Raw genomic sequence first — 22,377 nt, 5'->3', positions numbered from 1 at the left:
TGTCTTGTCAACTAATTTCCGTGTAAAATAAAAATACTTTTATAATGAAGTCTATTGAACCATGCTTAGATACTGTGCTATAATGGTTCTATGAAATTTAAAGCAGTGATTTTTGATATGGATGGTGTTCTTGTTGACACCGAACGTTATTATTTACAAAGAAGAGAAGAATTTTTTGGCGGTCATGGAATTTCTATTAGCCACTTGACGCCTAGTGATTTTATTGGTGGAAATATGAAAGATATTTGGCCACGAATTTTGCAAGGGTCTTTTGATGAAGAAAAAGCGAGTGAATTGCAAGAAGACTATGAGCAATTCAAAGAAAATCATCCGATGCCTTATGCAGAACTTTTATTTTCTGATGTGCCTGATATTTTAGAATTTTTGCGTCAAAAAGAAGTAAAAATTGCACTTGCTTCAAGTTCGTCAATGTTTGATATCAAACAAATGTTAGATATTCATCAATTGAATTCTTATTTTGAAGTAGTGGTTTCAGGAAATGACTTTAAACAAACGAAACCAAATCCAGAAATTTATCAATCAACAATGAAGAAATTGGGCGTAACACCTTCTGAAACTTTAATTATTGAGGATTCTGAAAAAGGAATTCAAGCTGGAGAAGCAGCTGGTGCGACCGTTTGGGCAATTGAAGACAAACGCTTTGGCATGAATCAAGAGAAGGCTGACTTAAAGGTAGATTCACTGACAGCTATTCAAAAATTACTGACAGAATCATCACTAAAGATGATAAAGGCTTAATAAACATTTTAAAAGAAAAAATCACTGACAAATCGGTGATTCTTTAAGTTTTTTCTGTCCTATGTTAAAATAGAGGAATATAGGAGTAATATTATGAATTTTGTCCGTCGGTTTTCACCGCTTGCTATTATTATCATAATGGTTATTGTTCAAATCATTGAGACTGTTGTTGTTCATGTTTCAGCAACACGTTGGTCAATTTGGATTTATTTGTTGATTTTGAACATAGCGATTACACTCATTTTACTATCACAAACTCAAAACTATCAATTGCGTCGTCAAGATTTTATTCGTAAAATTAATGATGAAGCAGAAAATTCGCTCAATGCTACCTTGGATAATATGCCAATTGGGGTCATCCGTTTTAATAGTGAAACCTTTGAACCTGAATGGTTTAATCCATTCATTGATATGATTTTTAAGGGAAATGACAAAGTTATCAATCGTGACGATATTAAAAAGATATTGAAAAATGCGAGCGATGACCAATATATCACCCTTGGTAAGCAAAAATATGTCGCAGAACTTGATTCTGATAAGAATCTTATTTATTTAATTGATGCCACAAAAGAAGTTGCTTTTAAATCAGAATTTAATGACAGTCGTGCGGTTATTGGTGCGATTTCTGTTGACAATTATGATGATGCTACAGATTTAATTACTGACAGCGGTCGAACAGCCATTAATAGTTTTATCGCTTCATTTTTAGAAGAATTTGCTGACAAATATGGAGTTTATCTTCGCCGTATTAATAGCAGTCGCCATTATTTTTTCTGTGATTATCGTATTCTTGAAAAAATGATTAACGATAAATTTTCTGTTCTAAAAGAATTTCGAGAACTTTCATCTCAAAAAGAAATTCCTTTGACTCTTTCAGTTGGTGTGGCTTATGGTTGGAATGATTTTCCAGTTATTGGTAAAGTTGCTCTAAATAATCTTGAATTAGCCCAAGTCCGTGGTGGAGATCAAGTTGTACTGAGAGAAAATACTCCTCAAGCTCGTCCTGTTTATTTCGGCGGTAATTCCGAAAGTAGAACGCAAAAAAGCAGAACAAGAGCACGGGCCATTTCAACAGCACTTCGGACAATTATTGCCGAAGCAGAAGATGTCTTTATTGTAGGACATCGCTTTACAGATATGGATGCGCTTGGAGCAGCGGTGGCTATGAAGGCATTTGCTAATATGTCTGGAAAAGAAGCCTTTGTCGTTTATGATCCTGAACAGTTATTGCCAGATGTTGAGCGTGCAATTAATAAAATGAATGAGTCTTCTGATGGTTTTACGCATATTGTCCAGTTAGAAACTGCCCAAAAACTGAAGAAAAAAGATTCATTACTTATCATGGTTGACCATTCAAAAACAAGTCAAACCTTAAATCTTGAATTCTATAAATCATTTGAGAAATTAGTAGTCATTGACCACCACAGACGTGATGATGATTTTCCAGAACATGCACTTTTGTCATATATTGAATCATCAGCAAGCTCTGCTAGTGAATTAACTGTCGAAATTCTTCAATTCCATGATAACAATCAAAGAAAAATGTCAACCATTGAAGCTAGTATTGTTCTTGCGGGTATTGAATTAGACACTAAAAACTTTACAAAAACAACGACCGAAAGAACATTTGAAGCAGCAGCTTATCTGCGCTCTCGTGGAGCTGATAACGATTTAATTAAAATGATTATGGCTACTGACTTTGATAAATATAAGAAGGCCAATGAAATTGTTCTTAATGCAAAAATGGTTTTACCAGGAATTGCTTTAGGAGTTGGACTTAAACATCAAAAATATGATAATATAGCAACAGCAAAAGCTGCTGACACTCTCCTAGATATGGCAGGGATTACTGCTGCATTTGCAATTACACAACATACTAATGGCTATATTTCTATTTCTGCTCGTTCTCGAAATGGTTTTAATGTTCAAACGATTATGGAGCAAATGGGTGGGGGTGGACATTTTAATAATGCTGCAACCCAAATATATGAAAAATATATCGATGAAGTGCAAGAAGATTTAATTGAAATACTAAAAGAAAGAGAAAACGAAAAATGAAAGTTGTATTCTTAGAAGACGTTAAAGGACAAGGAAAAAAAGGTCAAATTAAAGAAGTCCCAACAGGTTATGCTCAAAACTTTTTAATTAAGAAAAATTTGGCAAAAGTTGCTACAGCAGCTGCTCTTTCTGAAGTGAAAGGTCAAGCCAAAGCTAAGGAAAAAGAAGAAGCAGAACTTTTAGCAGAAGCAAAAGCCCTTAAAGAAGTTCTTGAAAAAGAAGACACTGTTGTTGAAATCAAAATGAAAGTTGGACAAACAGGTCACACTTTTGGTGCTGTAGATAAAGCAGATATCGCAAAAGCCCTTAAAAGTCAATTTAATCTCAAGTTAGATAAACGCAAAATTCAATTGATTAACAAAATTCAAGCTTTGGGAACAAAAGATGTACCAGTTAAACTTCACCGTGATGTGACAGCCGTGGTTAAAGTCAAAATTAGCGAGGCCTAAACTAAATGCCCGAAATTGATTTAATAAAAGCCCCGCCTCAAGACCTAGCTGCTGAGCAGGCCGTTCTTGGGGCTGTTTTTTTAGATAGCGAACGCTTAGTCGAAATTAAAGAATTTTTAAGTTCAGATGATTTCTATAAAAATGCTCACAAGATAATTTTTCGGACAATGGAAAAATTATCTGATGCTCGTGAAGCAATTGACGTCTTAACCATTCGTTCACATCTTGAAAATCAAGGGGAGCTGGAGGCAATTGGTGGGATTGCTTATATTGCAGAACTTGCCACCGCAACCCCCACCGCAGCAAATGCGGCCTATTATGCTAAGATTGTTGCTGAAAAATCATTACTCCGTCAACTGATAAATCGTCTAACTGAATCAGTCGAAAAAGCTTATGAACAAGATTCACCAGCGGACGATATTTTAGCTCAAGCAGAAAAAAGTTTAATTGACGTCCAACAAGGACGTAATACAAATGGCTTTAAGAAAATTTCTGATGTCCTAGCGATTCATATGGATGACCTTGAGCAAAAAGCTCAACAAAAGTCTAATATTACAGGTATCGCAACAGGTTATCCCGCTTTAGATAACATGACAACAGGTCTTCATGAAGAAGAATTGATTATTCTTGCGGCTCGTCCAGCGGTTGGTAAAACAGCTTTTGCCTTAAATATTGCTCAAAATATTGGGACAAAGCAAGACCGGACCGTTGCAATTTTCTCTCTTGAAATGGGGGCAGAAAGTCTTGTCAGCCGGATGATTGCTGCCGAAGGTTCAATTGATTCACACAGCTTACGTACTGGACAATTAAATGACCAAGAATGGAATGATTATTTCATGGCAACAGGGACTTTATCAAGAGCAAGTATTTATATTGATGACACACCAGGGATAAAGATTTCTGAAATTCGGGCGCGTTCAAGAAAATTAGCCCAAGAAACAGGAAATCTTGGTTTGATTGTTATTGACTACTTACAATTGATTTCTGGAACTGGTCGAGAAAATCGTCAACAAGAAGTTTCTGAAATTTCTCGTCAGTTAAAAATTTTAGCTAAAGAATTAAAAGTTCCTGTTATTGCCCTTTCACAGCTCTCACGTGGAGTGGAACAACGTCAAGATAAACGACCAGTTTTGTCTGATATCCGTGAATCTGGGTCAATCGAGCAAGATGCCGATATTGTCGCATTTCTTTATCGAGATGACTATTATGAACGTGGAACTGGTGAAGATGAAGACGGTGAAGAGATTCTGGAAGATAATAAAGTTGAAGTTATTATTGAAAAAAACCGTTCAGGAAGCCGTGGAACAGTCGAATTACTCTTTATTAAAGAGCATAATAAATTCGCAAGTATTGATAACCGATATGGCGACTAGATTTTTTTGACTAATTCGTGTTATAATATGAGTAATTGTCTAATTCTCTTTATTAATAAAAATGAACGATAAAGAATACATTATAAAATTTGATTCTTTTAATCAAAAAAGAGAGATATAATCAAGGATAAAATTAGATTTATAAGGTAAGCGTTCGGAGAAATCCGACTTTTACGTCTTATTTGGAGGAAAAAATGGATAACCAAAATCAAGAAATAGGAAAAATCGTTGACATTCGTGAAAAAGTTCAAGCACACTTGGGTGAAACGATTGAAATTACTTCACAATTTGGTCGTAAACGCGAAAATCGTCATAAAGTGAACTTGATTGAAGCCTATGCAACACATTTCATTATTGAAAATATTCCGGCTCGTGGTCCTAAAACAACTGAGTCATATCAATATGCTGACATTTTGACTCAAACTATTTTAATTCACTATCCAAACGCATAAGTTTGAGGAATAAAGTAAATGGTTCAAATAATGATTAATAGATTTTTAAAGGAAAGGAGGAGATAAGGATGATGAAAGCCGATTGGGATATGACGCCTGTTAAAGGTGGCTCTGGCAATGCATTTTTTGGGAAAAGTGATCAGGAACGCGTTTTTATTAAAAAAAACGGCAGTCCATTTTTGCCGAGTATTTATCTTGAGGGAATCACGCCAAAAGTCTTATGGACAAAACGTACGGCTGAAGGCGATACCTTATCTGCTCAACCTTGGATTGACGGTCATACACTAAGTCCTGAGGATATGGAAGACCGCCAAATTAATCATATTTTAGCACATTTGCATGACTCAAAAAAATTGGTTGAATCTTATAAGAAGTTGGGAAGTCAAATTATTCTTCCTGAACAATTATTAGAGGATTGTGTCCAAAATACTGAGGCTTTACGAACAAATCATTTTTTGTCAGGAATCATTGAAGAAATGCGTCAACAAGTTCCCGAAATCAAAAATGAAGAGGTCGTAGTCGTTCATGGCGATGTCAATCATAAAAATTGGTTAGTGGATGATAATTCAGGAAAAATTTATTTAGTAGATTGGGATACCGTCTTTTTATCAGATTCAATGGTTGATATGGCACATGTTTTATCACATTATATTAAACCAAATAACTGGTCTTTGTGGTTGATGACATCTGGTGTTAGACCTCGTTCAGATATTATGGATAAAGTGGCTTGGTATGGAAAACTTTCTTTTCTTCGCCAAATCTCTGAATATCTTTCTAGAGGAAAAATGAAAGAAGTGAATCAAGAAATCTTGGGACTTCGTAAATTTTGTGAATTATTTTAGTAAAAATAGGCTAGGGTTTGGACCTTCCTATTTTTTGGCTTATAATTGAATAATAAAAATAAAGAAATAGAAGATCACTTTTGCTGATTTTCTATCAAAAATTAAAAAATTGAGGTAAAAATGCGCGTCAGAAATCGTAAAGGGGCAGGCGAAATGCTTGCTGAAAACGCACATATCGTAGTTGAAAATCCAGCGGACTTTAAAGGACGTTGGTCAGAACGTTTTGGAAATGATCATCCGATTCATATTGAAGTGGGTTGTGGAAAAGGAGCTTTCATCACAGGAATGGCAGCTCTTCATCCAGAAATAAATTACATTGCAATTGATATGCAATTATCAGTTTTATCTTATGCTTTAGATAAAGCAATTGAAGCAGATTTGCCAAACGTACAAATGATGCTTGTTGATGGAGCTGCTTTGAGTGAATATTTTGCTGATGGTGAAATTGATCAAGTCTATTTGAACTTTTCTGACCCTTGGCCAAAAGGACGTCATGAAAAACGTCGTTTGACTTATAAATCTTTTCTTGCAACTTATGAAAAGATTTTACGTCCTGAAGGTGAAATTCATTTCAAAACTGACAATCGTGGATTGTTTGAATATTCTTTAGTTTCTTTAGCTAACTATGGCATGGAACTTAAAAAAGTTTGGTTAGATTTACACCAAGACGAAGAATTTGCACCTCAAAATGTAATGACCGAGTATGAGCAAAAATTCTCACAAAAAGGTCAAGTAATTTATCGATTAGAAGCAAAATTTTTGCCTAAGAAGTAAATAAGTTGCTTTCTGTCATTAAAACTAATGAAAAAAATTACTGACAGAATAAGAAAGTCTAAACCAATTTTCTGTCAGTAAAATTAATAAGAATTTATTATCTATTAAGGAGAATAAAATGAGATGTCCAAAGTGTTCTTCTGAAGAATCAAAAGTTGTTGATTCAAGACAAGCCGAAGATGCTATTCGCCGTCGTCGTGTTTGTGAATCATGTGGTTTTCGCTTCACAACCTTTGAACGTATCGAAGAAATGCCCCTTTTAGTCATCAAAAAAGATGACAAACGTGAACCCTTTAATCGTGAAAAAATTGTTCGTGGTTTAGTTCGTTCAGCATACAAACGCCCAGTATCAAGTGAAGATATTGAAACAACAGTTGCAAATGTTGAAAGAAAAATTCGTCAACTAGACAGTAATGAAGTTGAATCAGATGTTATTGGTGAATTTGTGATGCAAGAATTAGCTGAATTGGATGATATCACCTATATCAGATTTGCCAGCGTCTATCGTTCATTCAAAGATGTCAGTGAATTAGAAGAGCTCCTTAAAAATATTACCAAAAAATAAATCCGTCAGTAAAAAGTGACTGAATAAGGAGCATTTTATCGGCAAATAAAAGAAAGATCAGCTTGCTGAACTTTCTGTCAGTAAAAAGTGAGGAAAAAAATGAGAGCAGGAGATTCATTTACAATGCTTAATCGAGGAAAGACCAGCTTTGACGCTGAGGCTTTTCGTCTGCTCTATTTACCAATCATTGGCACGGATGCCTTTGCGCTTTATCAGTTAATGCTAAGCTTCTCTACTGGAAGAATTTCTCACTTTTTGGAATATCTAAATCTCGGCCTCAATCCTTTTATTGAAGCATTAGATAAATTATCTGGCTTATCATTAGTTCGTGTTTATGATGATCATACCAGTCTTTATTTTGAAGTAAAAAGTCCGCTAAATTTTGAAAATTTCCTTGCAGATGATTTTTATAGACAACTTTTGATTTCAAGAATTGGTGAAAATCGAGTAGCTGCTTTAGCTAAAAGAATGGAACCGAAAGGAAAAGAAGTTTCCAAGAAATTTCATGAAGTTTACAAAGTTAGTTTTGACTCACAAGCTCAACAAAACCCTTCAAATACAAATGAACGTTTTGATATGGGGGCCTTTAAAAGTATTATGGAACGTCAAGGCTATCATTTAAACAATGAAAATCAAGACTCCTTAACGCTCTATTCACTAGCAGAAAAATTTGAACTCAATTGGTACGAATTATTCAAGCAAGCAGAAAAAACAGCCAATGCTGATAAAACTTTGAACATGAATAATTTGATGAGAAGTCTTTCAGGAGCTAGCCAACCGCAACCAGCACTTTCAGCTTTTCCTAAAGCATTTGCCGATTTGATTGTCATCAGTAAATCTCATGAACCAGATGATTTCATCCGACAGATAAAAGCGCAAGCTGGAGGCTTTGTCAGTTCGGAAGAACATAAGCTTTTAACTAATTTAAGTCGCCAAAATTTGCCAGCAGAAGTCCAAAATATTTTGATTCACTATGTTTTAGTACAGCAAAAAAATGCGTCGTTAAATCCAAATTTTGTAAATGCATTAGCCAACGACTGGATGAGAAACGAAGTATTTACAGCTGAAACAGCGGTAAAACGAATTTTGGAACGAGAAGAATTAGCTGCTGCTAAAGCAAAAACTGGAGCAGAAAAACGACCAATGAAAATCAAAAAAGAAGCACCAAAATGGTCAAATCCAGATTATGAAAATAAGACAAGCCAAGAAGAACTTGCAAAACTTGAGAAAATAAGGCTTGACTCTCTCAAAAAACTGAAAGGAGAGCAAAATTAATGGAATCTATCGGAGACATCTTAGGAAAACGTCAAGACATCCGTGAAAATTTTGAAAAATTAGTCGCAGAAGTATTAAAAAATGCTGATGTGCAAGCTTTTATTGCCCAACATCAAATGACTTCTGACGAAATTCAACGCTCTTACTCCAAGTTTTATGAATACGTTCGTGAGCATGAAAAATTTGAAAAAGGTGAAAAACGGGCAGCTGACGGTTATGAACCTGTTTTAATCATGAATCACGGCTATGCTGATGTTTCATATCAAACGACAAATGAATTGGCGCAGCAACAAGCAGCTCAAAACCTTTTGCGACGTATGAATATTATTGGACTTCCAAAAGATTTAAAACAAGTCACTTTGGCAGATATTGCCCTTGATGATGTTCAAAGAATCAAACCATACCAAGCCCTAGTTGATTTTATTACTAATTTTCCCAAGAAAAAAGGACTTTATCTTTATGGAGATTTTGGTGTTGGGAAATCTTTCATGCTTGCGGCAATGGCAAACGAATTAGCCAAAAAAGGAATTTCAACAACTTTACTTCATTATCCCACTTTCATTTCTGATTTAGATTTTGACAATGCCAAAGTCTGGGTCAATGAAATAAAAGCCAGCCAAGTTTTAGTTTTGGATGATATTGGGGCAGAGCAAAACAACGCTTGGGTTCGTGACAGTATTTTACAAGTCATTTTACAACATCGCATGCAAGAAAATCTCCCGACTTTCTTCACTTCAAATTTAAGAATGGAAGAATTAGAACAGCATTTAGCCGAAACTAAGCGAGCTGATGAAATTTGGCCAGCAAAACGTGTTATGGAACGCGTGAAATATTTGGCAGAAGAAATGCGATTAGAGGGGACGAATAGACGTCATGACTGAAACAAATGAAACGATTGATTTAATGATGAATCACACTTCGGTCAGAAATTTTACAGAAGAAGCAATTGAGCCTAAAGATTTGGAAAAAATCTTAAAAGCTGCTCAAATGGCATCAACATGGAAAAATTTCCAATCATATTCTGTGATTGTTGTAGAATCACAAGCTCAAAAAGATGCGATTTATGAATTTCAACCACAAAAATCAATCAAAAATTGTGCAGCATATTTAGTTTTTGTTGGCGATTTAAATCGTGCTCAAAAGGCAGTCGAATTGCATCAAGGCAATTTCCAACCGCAAGGAATTGAAAGCTTATTGATTACATCAGTTGATGCCGCAACAGCTGGACAAAATGCGCTTCTTGCAGCAGAATCTTTAGGCTACAACGGGGTGATGGTTGGCTTAATTCGAGACCAATCCTCAGAAATTTCTAAAGTCTTGAACTTGCCAGATTATACTTATCCTATTTTTGGCATTGCACTCGGTAAGGCCGCACGTTTGAACAAAGTAAAACCACGTCTTCCTTTGGAAGCAACAGCTTTTAAAGAAAAATATGTTGAGCAAACGTCTGAAACCATTGAAAAATATGACCAAGTTCAAGAAGAATATGCTGGAAATAGACGCTTAAACAAATGGTCTGAACGGATTGTTGACCAGTGGGGCCAACCAGAAATTTCAGCTTCAACAGAAAATTTAAAGGCGAAAAAATTACTGTGAAATTAAAGAAAATCTTAGAACCGAAACTTCCAGCCACCTATCAAGTAGCCACAAGTCAAGATTTTATTGATGGAGAAATTTATCAAGCAGAATTTATAGATAAAACTTTGACAATCAATCAAAGAACTATTTTTTCAGGTTGTTCTTTCAAAAACACAACCTTTGAATTTACTGACAATACGATCAGTGAATTTACAGACTGCCTTTTTGAAAAATGTGATTTTTCCAATTTAAACTTCAATAAAATTGGCATTTATCGCTCAATCTTTAAATCCTGCAAATTGCTAGGAACTGATTTTACTGAAAGTCACTTACAAGACCTTCAGTTTACAGAAAATCTAATGACTTATGCAAATTTTTCAGGTTCTACCTTAAAGTCAGTCCGCTTTTTAGAAAATGAAGCTAAAGAAACCTTCTTTACTGCCTGTAATTTTAAGAATGTGGAGCTTTTAAAAAATCAATTAGAAGCAGCAAATTTTTGGGAAACAGCACTTGCAGGAATTGATTTTTCTACGAATCAATTTGAACGCATGGAAGTTACACCTCAACTCGCTAAAAATATGAAGATAAGTCTTAGTCAAGCCCCATTTTTTACTAGCCTGTTTGGCATTGAAATTATCTAAAATGAACCTCGAAACCCAAATCTAAAATTATATAGTCTATGGATTACAAACTTCTTCACTATTATAATTTTTTATCCAATAAGTAAACAAAGAAAGAAATAAAAATATGAGCTTACCTACAGTAGCCATCGTTGGCCGTCCAAATGTCGGAAAATCAACGATATTCAACCGTATTGCAGGAGAACGCATCTCAATTGTCGAAGACATTCCAGGTGTAACTCGTGACCGTATCTATGCCACAGGAGAATGGTTAACCCGTAAATTCAATATCATCGATACAGGTGGGATTGAACTTTCAGACGAACCTTTCATGACTGAAATTCGAGCGCAAGCTGAAATTGCCATGACCGAAGCAGATGTTATCATTGCTGTTGTTGACGGAGAAACAGGTATTACAGATGCCGATGAAGCCATTGCTAATATTCTTTATCGTACAGATAAACCAGTTATTCTTGTTGTCAATAAAGTTGATAACCCAGAACGTCGAATGGAAATCTTTGATTTCTACTCACTTGGACTTGGCGATCCTTATCCTGTTTCAGCCGTTCACGGGATTGGGACAGGGGATGTCCTTGATGCAATCGTTCAAAATCTTCCTAATGAAATTGAAGAAGAAAATGAGAATGTCATCAAGTTCAGCTTGATTGGCCGCCCAAACGTTGGGAAATCATCTCTTATTAATGCTATTCTTGGCGAAGACCGCGTAATTGCAAGTCCAATTGCAGGAACAACTCGTGATGCGATTGACACACACTTTGTCGATTCTGAAGACCAAGAATTTGTTATGATTGATACCGCCGGAATGCGTAAATCAGGAAAAATTTACGAAAATACTGAAAAATACTCAGTCATGCGTGCCATGCGTGCCATTGACCGTTCAGATATCGTTTTGATGGTGATTAACGCTGAGGAAGGAATTCGCGAATATGATATGCGTATCGCTGGATTTGCTCACGAAGCTGGTAAAGGAATTTTGATTGTTGTCAATAAATGGGATACCCTTGAGAAAGATAACGATACAATGAAAAACTTTGAATTAGAAATTCGGACAAAGTTCAAATTCCTTGATTATGCACCAATCGTTTATGTATCTGCTAAGACAGGACAACGTCTGAATAAACTCCCAGATATGATTAAAGAAATTCATCATGCACAAAACTTACGTATTTCAAGTTCTGTTTTGAATGATGTCATTATGGATGCTGTAGCGATTAATCCAACTCCGACGGACAAAGGAAAACGTTTGAAGATTTTCTATGCAACACAAGTAGCGATTAAACCACCAACTTTTGTTGTTTTTGTCAATGAAGAAGAACTCATGCACTTCTCATATCTTCGGTTCCTTGAAAATCAAATCCGTAAAGCCTTTGTTTTTGAAGGAACACCAGTTCATTTGATTGCACGTAAACGTAAATAAAAAAATTCACTGATTTTATCAGTGTTTTTTTATGCAAAATAATTGAAAAAATTTTAAATTTGAAATATACTATTAAAAAAATTAATTTAATTGAAAGAAGATTAAATGGTATATTTTAAATACGGGAAAGCCTTCCATGACCTTAGAATTCAACATGGGTTTTCGCTTTCAGCCTTTGAAGAACTGGGGATTGCAAAGTCAACCCTCTCAAATTTTGAAAATGGTAAAAGCATGCTCTCTTTTGACCGACTTGATTTTGCACTTCAAAAAATGAATGTTTCTCCATTAGACTATAGTTTAATGATTAATAATGGCGAGCAGGATAATTATATTTCGATTTTTGATGAAATTGAGCATGCTTATTATCAAAGAAATATTAAACAACTTCAATATATATACGAAATCAATAAAGAGGGCTCAAACGAGCAAAAGTTAATCGCATTTTCTGCAAGAGGACTATACCGACGGTTGACTATTGAGGAGCTTAACGAAATAGAATTTTATCTAAAAGGAGTTCAATTTTGGGGATTTTTCGAGCTTTCTATTCTGGCAAATATAGGAGATAAGCTCGACAATTCCATAATTAATAATATCATAGATGACCTCCGCTATGATAAAGCCTACTATGAAAATAATCTCTATTATCGTGTACTGATCTATCGTTTTTTTTATAAAATAATTTTTAAATTTATTGATAGCGAAAAAAAAGAAAAGGCTCAAGAAATTCTGATGATTTCCAAACAATTTTTTATGCCTGGTGATGTGATGAGTCATGTCATTATAAATTTTGCTGAATCTTTTTATTGTTATTATTATACGGATAAAAAACAGGGGAAAATGCAGCTTCAGGAAACACTAAAGTTTCTAAAAAAAATAGGAGCAGAAGATTTTCGAAAAACCTTAAAGCTACAGTATGATAAAAGAATACTAAGAGAAAATCGTTCTGAAAAATGAACTTTTTATTTAAATATTTATTAAAGCAAAAATTTAATACAAATAATAATAGCACTAAAATCATAATGTACTTATAAAAAATAATTATCTAAAAAAATATAGTTAAAGTAATATTACGAAAAGATTACTCGCGAAAAAGACATATAAAAACCGTTCTTTTAAATGAACGGTTTTTATTTTATTTTTAAAGTCTATGGAATACGTGATTTACAAGCTATTGATTTACAAAGAGTCAGAGGATAATTTAAATTTAGTTCTAAAAAAAACAATATTACATTGCAAGGAAGTTTTTAATTACATTAAAAAGCTTGCTTCTGTTTTACTTGATGAAATAAAATTGCAATGTTAAAATGAGGTCAAGACAAAAAGAAATGAGATGTTTTCTCAGTAAAAAAAGAAATTCTACTCAGTAAGAGATGAATAACTAGAAAGTGAGGTATAAAGCATGTATCGTTCTAAGCATCAAAAAGGTTATACAACCAGTCATGAAGTAAAAACAACTCGCTTTCGTACTTGGAAATCAGGGAAAAAATGGCTATATGGTGCCACCGTTTTGACTCTCACAGCTTCAACTCTACTTCCTATTGGAAACCTAGCTTTCCAACCTAAAACAGAGAAAGCGCAAGCAGCATCTGTTTCATCCGGAACACTTGTTCCAGGAAATACAAGTTATGACACAGGAGGACATACCTACTCTGGAACTGAATTTGCTAATTCTTCAAACTATGCTTTATATGGTAAAGCAGTTGTAGCAAGTAATTGGATTAATCTTGTTTCATCAACAGCTAATAGTGTTGGTTTAGGAATATTTAATGGATCAGTTTCAGCTATTTCAGCAACAACAGGTTTTACCTTGAAGTCAACAATTAAAGTTGATTCAGGAAGTTCTCTGACTGATTTCACAAAATCAGGAGATGCCATCGGGGTTATTTTAACAGGGGCATCAAAGGCACAGTTAGCAGCAAATGCTCAATCTTCTCAGGCGACAAATGATGGGCTTGGAATTAGAGGTCTGCCTAACACAGTTTTCCTCGGCCGCGATCTTTATTCTAACTTATCCAACGTCTCAACCGGTTCGTTGACAGGAATTGACGGATCTGCAACTGTAAATGGTTGGACAGATGGTCCAGGAGTTGTAATGGCAATTCGCAATACGGATAGTAGTGGAACTTTACAAGCTGCTAATTATCCTTCATTAGGTAGTGCTGCTCCCTATAGTCCCGTGACCAACACTCAAAATGGGACAGCCTACACCTTTGCAACCGACACAAGCTATGCATTAGGTGTCGCCTCTCCTATTACATCGTCCGTACAAGAACCTATTACAGTCACTTGGACTCCTGATGCAACAAATACTGCAAGCACAGGCTATACTTCAGGGACTTTAACATTTAATTTGATTGCTCAAACAACAAGTAATGGCGCATTAATTGGAGCAAGTGCTGTCAATGGAGGAACGGGTGGTTATACCTTAACAACTCATACTAATTTACAAAATTCATTAACAGTTGGTTTTGTTGGCGGGACAGGGGGGAATTATGGTAATCTTTCTGTTTCTTTAAATGGAGCAACGATTACTGGCTCAAAAGGAACAGAGCCTGTGCCTATAAACTATCTCAATAAAGTTACAGGGCAGCCGATTCCATCTATGGCACAAAGTTCAATTACGGCAAATGTCAATGATACGATTGGTGCGGCTTTAACTGCTCCAAGTTCAACAAGCCCAGATAATAATACTTATACCTACGTTGTTCCAGCAGCTCCAACAGGTTATCAAGCTAATTCTGCAACAACAACGACGACAGTTCTTGCAGCAAACCCAGCATCCACAACGAATACTTCAGCCACAACTGTTTCTAACTTTATTGTAGGAACAACCAACCCCAATGCCTTAAATGTAAGCTATACACCAAGTCAGCAAACTGTTTTGTTCAACTGGGCGAAGGCAAGTGGAACAACCCTTGCAAATCTCCCAAATCAGATTGCTTACGGAGCAACTGGTATAACAGACGCATCAGTTGTAACCGACAACCCTTTTTCAAACACCACTTTGTTATCTAGCTATGCAACAGCTCTTTCAAATGCTGTTCCTACAGGCTACAACATTACGCAAATATCAAATGGGACAACAACAGTTTCCGGTGCTACAACGGCAGCGACCCTAGCTGCTTTTACAAGCCAAAATCCGACTGTTGGTGCTACAAGTACCCTGAATACTTATACAGTTACTTTGACTGCAGTATCACAAACCGCAACTTACACCTATGGATACACTAGTACAGCATTAAATACTCCGGCAATTCCCGCAATTTTAACTTCAACTGGAACAACAGGAGGAAGTGTTACTACACCGACAGGATATAATACTAGCCTACAAATTCCTTCAGGTTATTACATCTCAGCTATTTATGCCGGAACATCTGCATCAGGTACATTAATTAGTAGCTCAACAACTAATGGAACAAATGCCGCTTGGCCAAGTGGACAAGTCTATGCACCTACTGGTAACCAGTATTATATTCAATTGGCACCTAACACTGTAAATGTAACTTGGTTTATTTCGATTGACCCTAATCCTGATAATGATCCTCTAAATGTTGCACAAGGAGGTTTTACTCCAACTGTAGGTTCAATTTTGGGAGGTTCGACAACAACTAATTATCAGAGTCAAGTCATTGATAATATGAATTCTCTTACTGGTAATACTTTGAGTACAACAGATAATGTCACATATACTGATGGTGCAACAGGTATTAAATATATCGTTACCGGATATCAGTATCAAGAGGGGACAACAACTACAGCCACAAATTCAGCTCCAATAACAACTTATAAAACCTTTTCAGATTTATTAGCTGCTCATCCTTATGTTTTAGCTGGGACAAAGAGTAATAGAACACAATTGGTTCATTTGTTGATGACAGTTGACCAGACTACAATTACAAGCAATTCCACTTCAGGTCAGCATGTTAATCCTGCAACAAATTATATTCCAAGTAGTGAAATTACATCAAGTACCAATATAGATGGTGCGGACGATGATGGCTTAAGTTATGCAATCAATGGCTATAACGCGATTGTAAATATCACTGGAGGACAAACAGACTATTGGGGAGATGCAACAAATTCACTGCAACTTTCAATTGGAACTTATACCGAGAATTACTATGCTCTCAATTACCTTGGTGTTCAAGCCTATACTAACTGGCTTCCTAGTCATTCTGGTGGGACAGTATCACAGTTTTTGCAAACATTAGATGCGACAAGTTTGGCAAATGATACAGTAACAAGTCAGACTACTCTAGAAGTGCAAGATGCAACAGCAATTACAACAAATAATCATCATATCATTCCACGCGCCGCTTCTTACAATCCATCTTCTGACCTAGTAGGGGCCAGTAATGCTGATGGAAGCTCAGTAGAAAATATTGAAACAAATCCAATAGTCAACGGAGATGCAATCGGTGTTCTTATCACTGATAGCTCGGGGAACATACTATGGGTAAATAATTCTGATATCAGCCTACCGACAAATAAACTTCAAGAAGTAACATATATAGAAAATTATTATGCTTTAACTGCCCAAGGTTTAGTTGATTATACAAATTGGCAAACAACTACAGCTTCAGGTGGACATACAGTTGGCGATTTTATAAATTCTGGCCAAGCGACCACAAGCGACTATGTTAAATCAACAACAGAGTTGACAGTTACTAATTTTGTACTTCCTTTTGCAGGTGGAGCTGGTAATCAATTCCTGTATTTGATGATAGGATTGGCGGCCTTTGGGGCACTTGGATTCTACTTTAGTCAACGACGTAAAGCAGAAATGGATCTTGAAGTTATTAACAAGGAGATTTTAGGAAAAAATGATAATAAACGATCAAATATTTACCTAACTTCTCGACACACTCGTCCTTACGCAAAAATATTCCATACAAAAAATCGGACTCATTTAGCACAAGCACAGCGAAAGGGGACTAACGAATGATAAAAAAAATAAGAGGAAATTCTAGTTAAGAAATCCCTATTTCACATAAAATAAAAGACCGTTCCAAAAGCTTGAGTATATTTTTAACTTAATTACTCACAACTCAATCAAATAAAAATGGAGATAAACAAATGAAACTTAACTCACTTAATAAAAACTTTGCTTTGGCAAGCGTTAGCTTACTTGCTTTGAGTACTCTTGCAGGATTTAGTGGACTTGCAACTGTCAATGCGAAAACAACTAATGTAGCGGACCAAGTCTCAAATGGCGAAGTGGCTATCTATGCTCAATCAGCAGCTGGGAATCAAAATCCTACGCAAAATAACGGACTTGTAGATTCCGATGGCAATCCTGTTAATGATAGTGGGATTGCTAATAATCAAACAGGAGGACAAGCAGGAAATACTGGAAGCACCAAAAATGATGGTAGCCAACAAACAACTCTTGAAGGTTCAACTCCAAGCACAATGGCAAATGTGACTTTTTCAGCAACAAAATATGTAGGGACGGGTGTTCCGACTGGTGTGACTGATCCTTCATTTACAGATACAACTTCTGTAGCTCCAGTCACTACAGATGCATCGGGTCTTGCTGATTTCACTGGCTTGACCGATGGTTATTATCTGTTTCATCAAGTGACAACAGTCAATGGGATTACAACTGTTGGAGATTTTATCGTCCAAGTCAGCCACGAAGACAGCCAAGCGGGTATTGTTAACGTTTATCCAAAACTAGATATGTCAAGTTCAGCAGGTTTAGGAACAAGTGCGACAACAAATGCGGATGATAATTTCAATGGTCAAACACCAAATCAAATTGCTAATCCAAATGCGACGGGAAATTCTGACCAAACGCTCACAAATACGGACAACAATGCCGGAAATGAAAATCTGGCTAATGGAACATGGACAAATGGGTCTGATAATCAAAATACGACAACTGCGGCAGCTGGAAATACAGTGAATTGGAATGTGAATACAGTTTTTGATTCTTCACAAACAAACAACGGAAACGGGACTACAGGAGTCACAGGTACATATATTGTTACCGACCAATTGCCTAATAATCTGGTCAACAGCTCAACAGTAACAGTAAGTACGGTGATTGTAAATGTTACAAATGGAAGTGGAACAAAAGTGGGTACCTTGACTCCGACAACTGACTATACAATCACAAACGATGGCAATGGAAAAATCGTGGTTACTTTGACAACGGCTGGTCAACAACACGCAGCAAGCTTGCTTGGCAACGCAGATGGTGCTTTGAATATTATCATTCCATCAACGGTTAAAAGCGCCATTGGTAGTGCGATAGATTCAGCCACTACGACAATCACTAACGCTTATGGAGCAGATCTTTCAACGACGACTGCAGTTAAATCAACACTTAATGTGGGTGGTCTTGAAATGACTAAAACAGATGCTTCAACTAATGCAGCTTTGGCAGGAGCAACTTTTACCGTTGTACGTGCTGATAATAAAGAGGATGCCCAAGATTTTGTTGAAGCGAATGCAGCTTATTTTAATAACTCAGCCTCAGGTGGAACAGTAACAAATCTAACTTCAAGTAAAGCGGCTTTTGTCACTGGGGATACTTCAGGAAATGCAAATACAAGTGCAACTGCACCAGTCACATTCACTACGGGTAAAGATGGGATTGCAACCTTTAACGGCTTGAACTTGGTTGATAATAACACAGATGGCAGTAACACAACGAATTACTATCTTGTCGAAGTTGCCGCTCCAACAGGTTATCAACTTCCTAGTGTTACTACAGCAGCTAACCTGACTGGTGCCGTCACCGCAAGCACAGCACCAGCTGCTACTGATACTACAATTACCAATAATAAACCATTTGCATTACCATTTACAGGTGGACAAGGTTTAGCGGGAATCATTGCTATTGCAACTGTTTCAGGGGTGATTGCTTTTGCTATTAAACGTCGTAAAGATAACGAAGAAGAAGTTGTGAAATAAAAAACTTTATCTTTAATGGAAGTGGTAAACTAGCCAAATTGATATTGTAGATTAGGAGGGGATGATGGCAAAGAAAAAATCAAAAACCTCCCGTAAAAAGGGCTTCAGTTTCCGAAATTTACTGAGTATTATTCTTGGGATAATTGCTATTGAATTGTTGTTCTACCCGATTGTTGTTAACTATTTGGCAGGACAGCAAAATATCAAATCCGTTCAGAAATACGATGAAAATCTTTCAAATATAGGAAGTGCTAAAGTAAAGGAATTGCTTAGTCAAGCACAGCTTTATAACGCGCAACTTTACAATGAATATATCTATGATGCAAGTCAGCATATTGCTTGGAATAAGCCAATTCCTAACTATAACAATGTCTTAAAAATTGATACTACGGGAATGATGGGTTTCATCACGATTCCTCAGATTAAAGTCAATGATATTCCAATCTATCATGGAGATTCTGAAAAAATTTTGGGACTAGGGGTTGGACATGTGCCTCAATCCTCTTTGCCAATTGGAGGAATCAATAGTCATGCTGTCTTACCTGCTCATTCTGGGCGAGTGAATGATACTTTATTTACTAATCTAGATAAACTCAAAAATGGTGATATCTTTTATCTTCATGTTTTGAATCTCACTCTAAAATACAAGATTAATGATATTCGCATCGTTGCTCCCAATCAAGTTTCATCTTTGAGTATTGAAAAAGGACGAGATTTGGTGACTTTAGTCACTTGTTATCCAACAGGTATTAATAACAAAAGATTACTAGTTACTGGTGAAAGAACAGCATTATCAAAGGTTACGCCACAAGAAGATATTCAACGCAATCAGTTTGGTTATAATTTTTGGGTGATGTTTGGGTCTGCTTTCTTAATGTTTCTTGGATTAGTCTATCTTTTATGGTTACTCTTTGGGAGAAAGCGGAACTTATATCATGTTGCTGCTAGAAAAATTGAAAAACCTGTTCTTTCTGATGGACAATTGGTAGGAGATTTTGGTGAAGGTTTTTATTTAACTGATTCTAAGAAACTAGCGTTTCAGTGGTTAGATGAATTTGCTCAAAAAGAAAAGCTGAACTCAGAAGAGCTTTTCTTAAATGTTTATCGATTAAAAAGAATTAAAAAGTTGTCCCGCTGGATATTTAAAGATAAAACGGAAAACTGGCAAAATTATATTAAGGAGAAACAAGGTTATGGGGATGAAAAACATGCGCTTGTCGTAGGGCCTGCTTTTACTAGTGATAAGAAAATAATGCAGTATGTTTTGAAAACAGAAGAAGCATTGGGATATATAAAGTATATTAAATGCTTGAATATTAATAAATTAAAGAAAGGGGGAGGGATAATTGACAAAAAGTAGCAAGTTAATGGGGGTCTTAATAGTCACTTTGCTTTTGTTTTTGGGACTTGTCAGTCAAAAAGCTTTTGCTGATAGTCGCTTAATTATTGTAAAATATGGGCTAAGCCCTGGAGCGACAGGATTTAGTGAGAATCAGACGACAAATGATGGACTACAGATTAATAACCTCCCCTTGGATAATTTAGGAAACGAACTGTCAGTTCTTTCTGGAATTCATTATTTAGTTTATGAAATTTCACCTACTGGGGATGGTTCAGAACTTAAGGCAACAAATCCACCGCCATCAAGTTATACAGTTTTAAAAGAGGTTGCTGATTTGGCGACTGACTCTAATGGAGTAGCTAGTTTATCTGTGTCTGATGGTTATTATTTGATTGAAGAACAAACTAACCCTCAGAAAGGTTTGCTGAAAACAGCTTTACCTTTGGTAATCAAGGCTCCAGTTTCAGGATTAAATGAGGTTTATATTTATCCTAAATCTAGTGTTGATAAGGAAAAAACCGGACCTCCAAACAAACCTAAGCCTGCTCCTAAACCAATTGAAGTTCCTAAAGCTCCTAAAAGTAAGGATGATTCATCAAAAAATTTTTTGGATTATTACTAAAAACTGGTGTAGCTAGTTCTCTTTTATTAACTTCTTATGGTTTTGTCTTATTTCTGATTATTATCTGCTTAAAAAAACGCAGAAAAAAAGAAGAAGAAGTTAAATAAAATGATTAAATTTAGCTAAATAAATAAGGTTGGACAATTAAATGTTCAACCTTATTTATTTATATAGGAGTTTTTAATAGCCAAGAATGATTTTGGCAATGATTGGAGCAAATATCACATACATAATACCAGTCACTCCGATACTAAGAGCTGCCATTGCACCTTGGGTTTTTCCAAGTTCAATCGCTGTTCCGGTTCCGACAGCATGTCCAGTTCCTCCGAGGGCAATCCCTTGAGCAACTGGGTCAGTAATTCTAAAGAGTTTTAAGAGAGGGCCGCCCAGCACGCTTGTGAGGATTCCTGTAGCAACAACTACAACAACGGTAATTTGTTCAACACCATGCATTTTATCTGAAATTCCCATAGCCATTGCAGTGGTTACTGATTTAGGGAAAATTGAAAGAGAAGCGAGTTTACTAAGGCTGAAAAACTTAGCACAAAGGGCGGTAAAAATACAGTTGACTAGAGCCGCAATAGCAATTGAGCTAACAATTGAGCGCGCGTGATGTTTCATCAAGTGGAAAGTTTTATAGAGAGGAATTCCAAGAGCAACGGTACTAGGTCCAATAAGGTCATTGATAATTGAACCCCCGATATAATAGTTTTTATAAGGGATATGAGCTAGTGAGAGAATTAGGATTATTACGACAGTCGCAAAGAGGAGTGGATTTGTCCAAGGCTTACGAAAGTTTTCATTAATTCGTACTCCAATCATAAAGACAAGAACGGTAAGGACAAAGCCAAAGAGAGGGTCGGTAGTGATAATATTCATGATTTTATATGCTCCAAATTATTGGTCTTCAGTGGAAGAAGTGACGGTAGTTTCTGGTTTTAAAGCGACATAATCGCCTTCAAATTTTACTTTAATCCATTCAACTAATTTTCCTAAGATGAGCATATTTATAATGAGTGCTGCAACAACAATCAAGAGGATTTGTGCCCAAAAGTGGCTAATCAAATTCCATTTGGCCATAATTCCAACACCGGCTGGCAAAAACAAAATGGTCATATTATTGATAAGAAAGCTGCCGGCTTCATCAACATGACGAAATTCAAGAATTTTGAATTGTAATGCGAGGAAAAGTAGTATCATTCCTAGAATAGAGCCTGGAACTGGTAAACGAAAGACGTTTGAAATGACATTTCCAATAAAAGAAAAGCCAAAAATGATTAATAATTGCAGGTAAATTTTCATATTTGTT

General features: G+C 36.0%; 20 protein-coding genes. 18 read left to right on the top strand and 2 right to left on the bottom strand.

The window, feature by feature from the left end; translation table 11 throughout:
• Positions 1-90: 90 nt before the first annotated feature.
• The 18 genes from MHB61_RS05230 (at position 91) to MHB61_RS05145 (ending at position 21,068) form a co-directional block, all read left to right on the top strand.
• The gene (locus MHB61_RS05230) at positions 91-759 is read left to right on the top strand and encodes an HAD family hydrolase (protein WP_010905540.1); all 669 of its coding nucleotides are present in this window, start codon (positions 91-93) and stop codon (positions 757-759) included.
• Positions 760-852: 93 nt separating this feature from the next.
• Positions 853-2,817: a DHH family phosphoesterase gene (locus MHB61_RS05225; protein WP_003132463.1), complete on the top strand. Its 1,965-nt coding sequence runs from the start codon at positions 853-855 to the stop codon at positions 2,815-2,817.
• A complete protein-coding gene (gene rplI / locus MHB61_RS05220; protein WP_003132464.1) occupies positions 2,814-3,266 on the top strand; it encodes a 50S ribosomal protein L9 in 453 nt (150 codons plus the stop codon). The genes MHB61_RS05225 and rplI overlap by 4 nt, the downstream gene beginning before the upstream one ends.
• 5 nt (positions 3,267-3,271) lie before the next feature.
• The gene (gene dnaB, locus MHB61_RS05215) at positions 3,272-4,639 is read left to right on the top strand and encodes a replicative DNA helicase (RefSeq protein WP_003132465.1); all 1,368 of its coding nucleotides are present in this window, start codon (positions 3,272-3,274) and stop codon (positions 4,637-4,639) included.
• 194 nt (positions 4,640-4,833) lie between these two features.
• Positions 4,834-5,091, top strand: a complete 258-nt coding sequence (locus tag MHB61_RS05210; protein WP_010905542.1) for a Veg family protein — start codon at positions 4,834-4,836, stop codon at positions 5,089-5,091.
• A gap of 68 nt (positions 5,092-5,159) precedes the next feature.
• Entirely contained in the window at positions 5,160-5,933 is a 774-nt protein-coding gene (locus tag MHB61_RS05205; protein WP_003132467.1) for a phosphotransferase family protein, read from the top strand.
• A gap of 120 nt (positions 5,934-6,053) precedes the next feature.
• Positions 6,054-6,707 (top strand): tRNA (guanosine(46)-N7)-methyltransferase TrmB, encoded by a 654-nt coding sequence (gene trmB, locus MHB61_RS05200; RefSeq protein WP_003132468.1) that lies wholly within the window; start codon positions 6,054-6,056, stop codon positions 6,705-6,707.
• A gap of 118 nt (positions 6,708-6,825) precedes the next feature.
• Positions 6,826-7,272: a transcriptional regulator NrdR gene (gene nrdR / locus MHB61_RS05195; protein WP_003132469.1), complete on the top strand. Its 447-nt coding sequence runs from the start codon at positions 6,826-6,828 to the stop codon at positions 7,270-7,272.
• Between the two features lie 99 nt (positions 7,273-7,371).
• Positions 7,372-8,547, top strand: coding sequence for a DnaD domain protein (locus MHB61_RS05190; RefSeq protein ID WP_003132471.1), 1,176 nt, complete (start codon positions 7,372-7,374; stop codon positions 8,545-8,547).
• Positions 8,547-9,428, top strand: coding sequence for a primosomal protein DnaI (dnaI, locus tag MHB61_RS05185; protein ID WP_010905544.1), 882 nt, complete (start codon positions 8,547-8,549; stop codon positions 9,426-9,428). Before MHB61_RS05190 ends, dnaI begins: the two co-directional genes overlap by 1 nt.
• Positions 9,421-10,143, top strand: a complete 723-nt coding sequence (locus MHB61_RS05180) for an NADPH-dependent oxidoreductase (RefSeq protein WP_003132474.1) — start codon at positions 9,421-9,423, stop codon at positions 10,141-10,143. The genes dnaI and MHB61_RS05180 overlap by 8 nt, the downstream gene beginning before the upstream one ends.
• Positions 10,140-10,766 (top strand): pentapeptide repeat-containing protein, encoded by a 627-nt coding sequence (locus tag MHB61_RS05175; protein ID WP_003132475.1) that lies wholly within the window; start codon positions 10,140-10,142, stop codon positions 10,764-10,766. The genes MHB61_RS05180 and MHB61_RS05175 overlap by 4 nt, the downstream gene beginning before the upstream one ends.
• Positions 10,767-10,872: 106 nt before the next feature.
• Complete coding sequence (gene der / locus MHB61_RS05170) at positions 10,873-12,183, top strand: ribosome biogenesis GTPase Der (RefSeq protein WP_137015963.1); 1,311 nt, start codon at positions 10,873-10,875, stop codon at positions 12,181-12,183.
• Positions 12,184-12,288: 105 nt separating this feature from the next.
• Positions 12,289-13,137, top strand: coding sequence for an Rgg/GadR/MutR family transcriptional regulator (locus tag MHB61_RS05165; RefSeq protein ID WP_003132477.1), 849 nt, complete (start codon positions 12,289-12,291; stop codon positions 13,135-13,137).
• 445 nt (positions 13,138-13,582) lie between these two features.
• Entirely contained in the window at positions 13,583-17,128 is a 3,546-nt protein-coding gene (locus tag MHB61_RS05160) for a KxYKxGKxW signal peptide domain-containing protein (RefSeq protein WP_137015961.1), read from the top strand.
• A 131-nt stretch (positions 17,129-17,259) separates the two neighbouring features.
• Positions 17,260-19,104 carry a SpaH/EbpB family LPXTG-anchored major pilin gene (locus MHB61_RS05155; protein ID WP_137015959.1) on the top strand — a complete coding sequence of 615 codons (1,845 nt, stop codon included), beginning with the start codon at positions 17,260-17,262 and terminating at the stop codon, positions 19,102-19,104.
• 64 nt (positions 19,105-19,168) lie between these two features.
• Entirely contained in the window at positions 19,169-20,464 is a 1,296-nt protein-coding gene (locus MHB61_RS05150; RefSeq protein WP_249351707.1) for a class C sortase, read from the top strand.
• A complete protein-coding gene (locus MHB61_RS05145; protein ID WP_014570472.1) occupies positions 20,451-21,068 on the top strand; it encodes a pilin N-terminal domain-containing protein in 618 nt (205 codons plus the stop codon). The genes MHB61_RS05150 and MHB61_RS05145 overlap by 14 nt, the downstream gene beginning before the upstream one ends.
• Positions 21,069-21,248: 180 nt before the next feature.
• On the opposite strand, the gene MHB61_RS05140 is transcribed toward MHB61_RS05145, so the two are convergent.
• Positions 21,249-21,947: an LrgB family protein gene (locus tag MHB61_RS05140; protein ID WP_003132485.1), complete on the bottom strand. Its 699-nt coding sequence runs from the start codon at positions 21,945-21,947 to the stop codon at positions 21,249-21,251.
• An 18-nt stretch (positions 21,948-21,965) separates the two neighbouring features.
• Complete coding sequence (locus tag MHB61_RS05135) at positions 21,966-22,370, bottom strand: CidA/LrgA family protein (protein WP_003132486.1); 405 nt, start codon at positions 22,368-22,370, stop codon at positions 21,966-21,968.
• Between the last annotated feature and the right edge of the window lie 7 nt (positions 22,371-22,377).

The organism is Lactococcus sp. FSL K6-0773, from assembly GCF_038006485.1.
In the GTDB taxonomy this organism is placed as follows: domain Bacteria; phylum Bacillota; class Bacilli; order Lactobacillales; family Streptococcaceae; genus Lactococcus; species Lactococcus lactis.
Note: the sequence above shows the minus strand (reverse complement) of the source record. Positions and strands in the feature narration are given on the sequence as shown.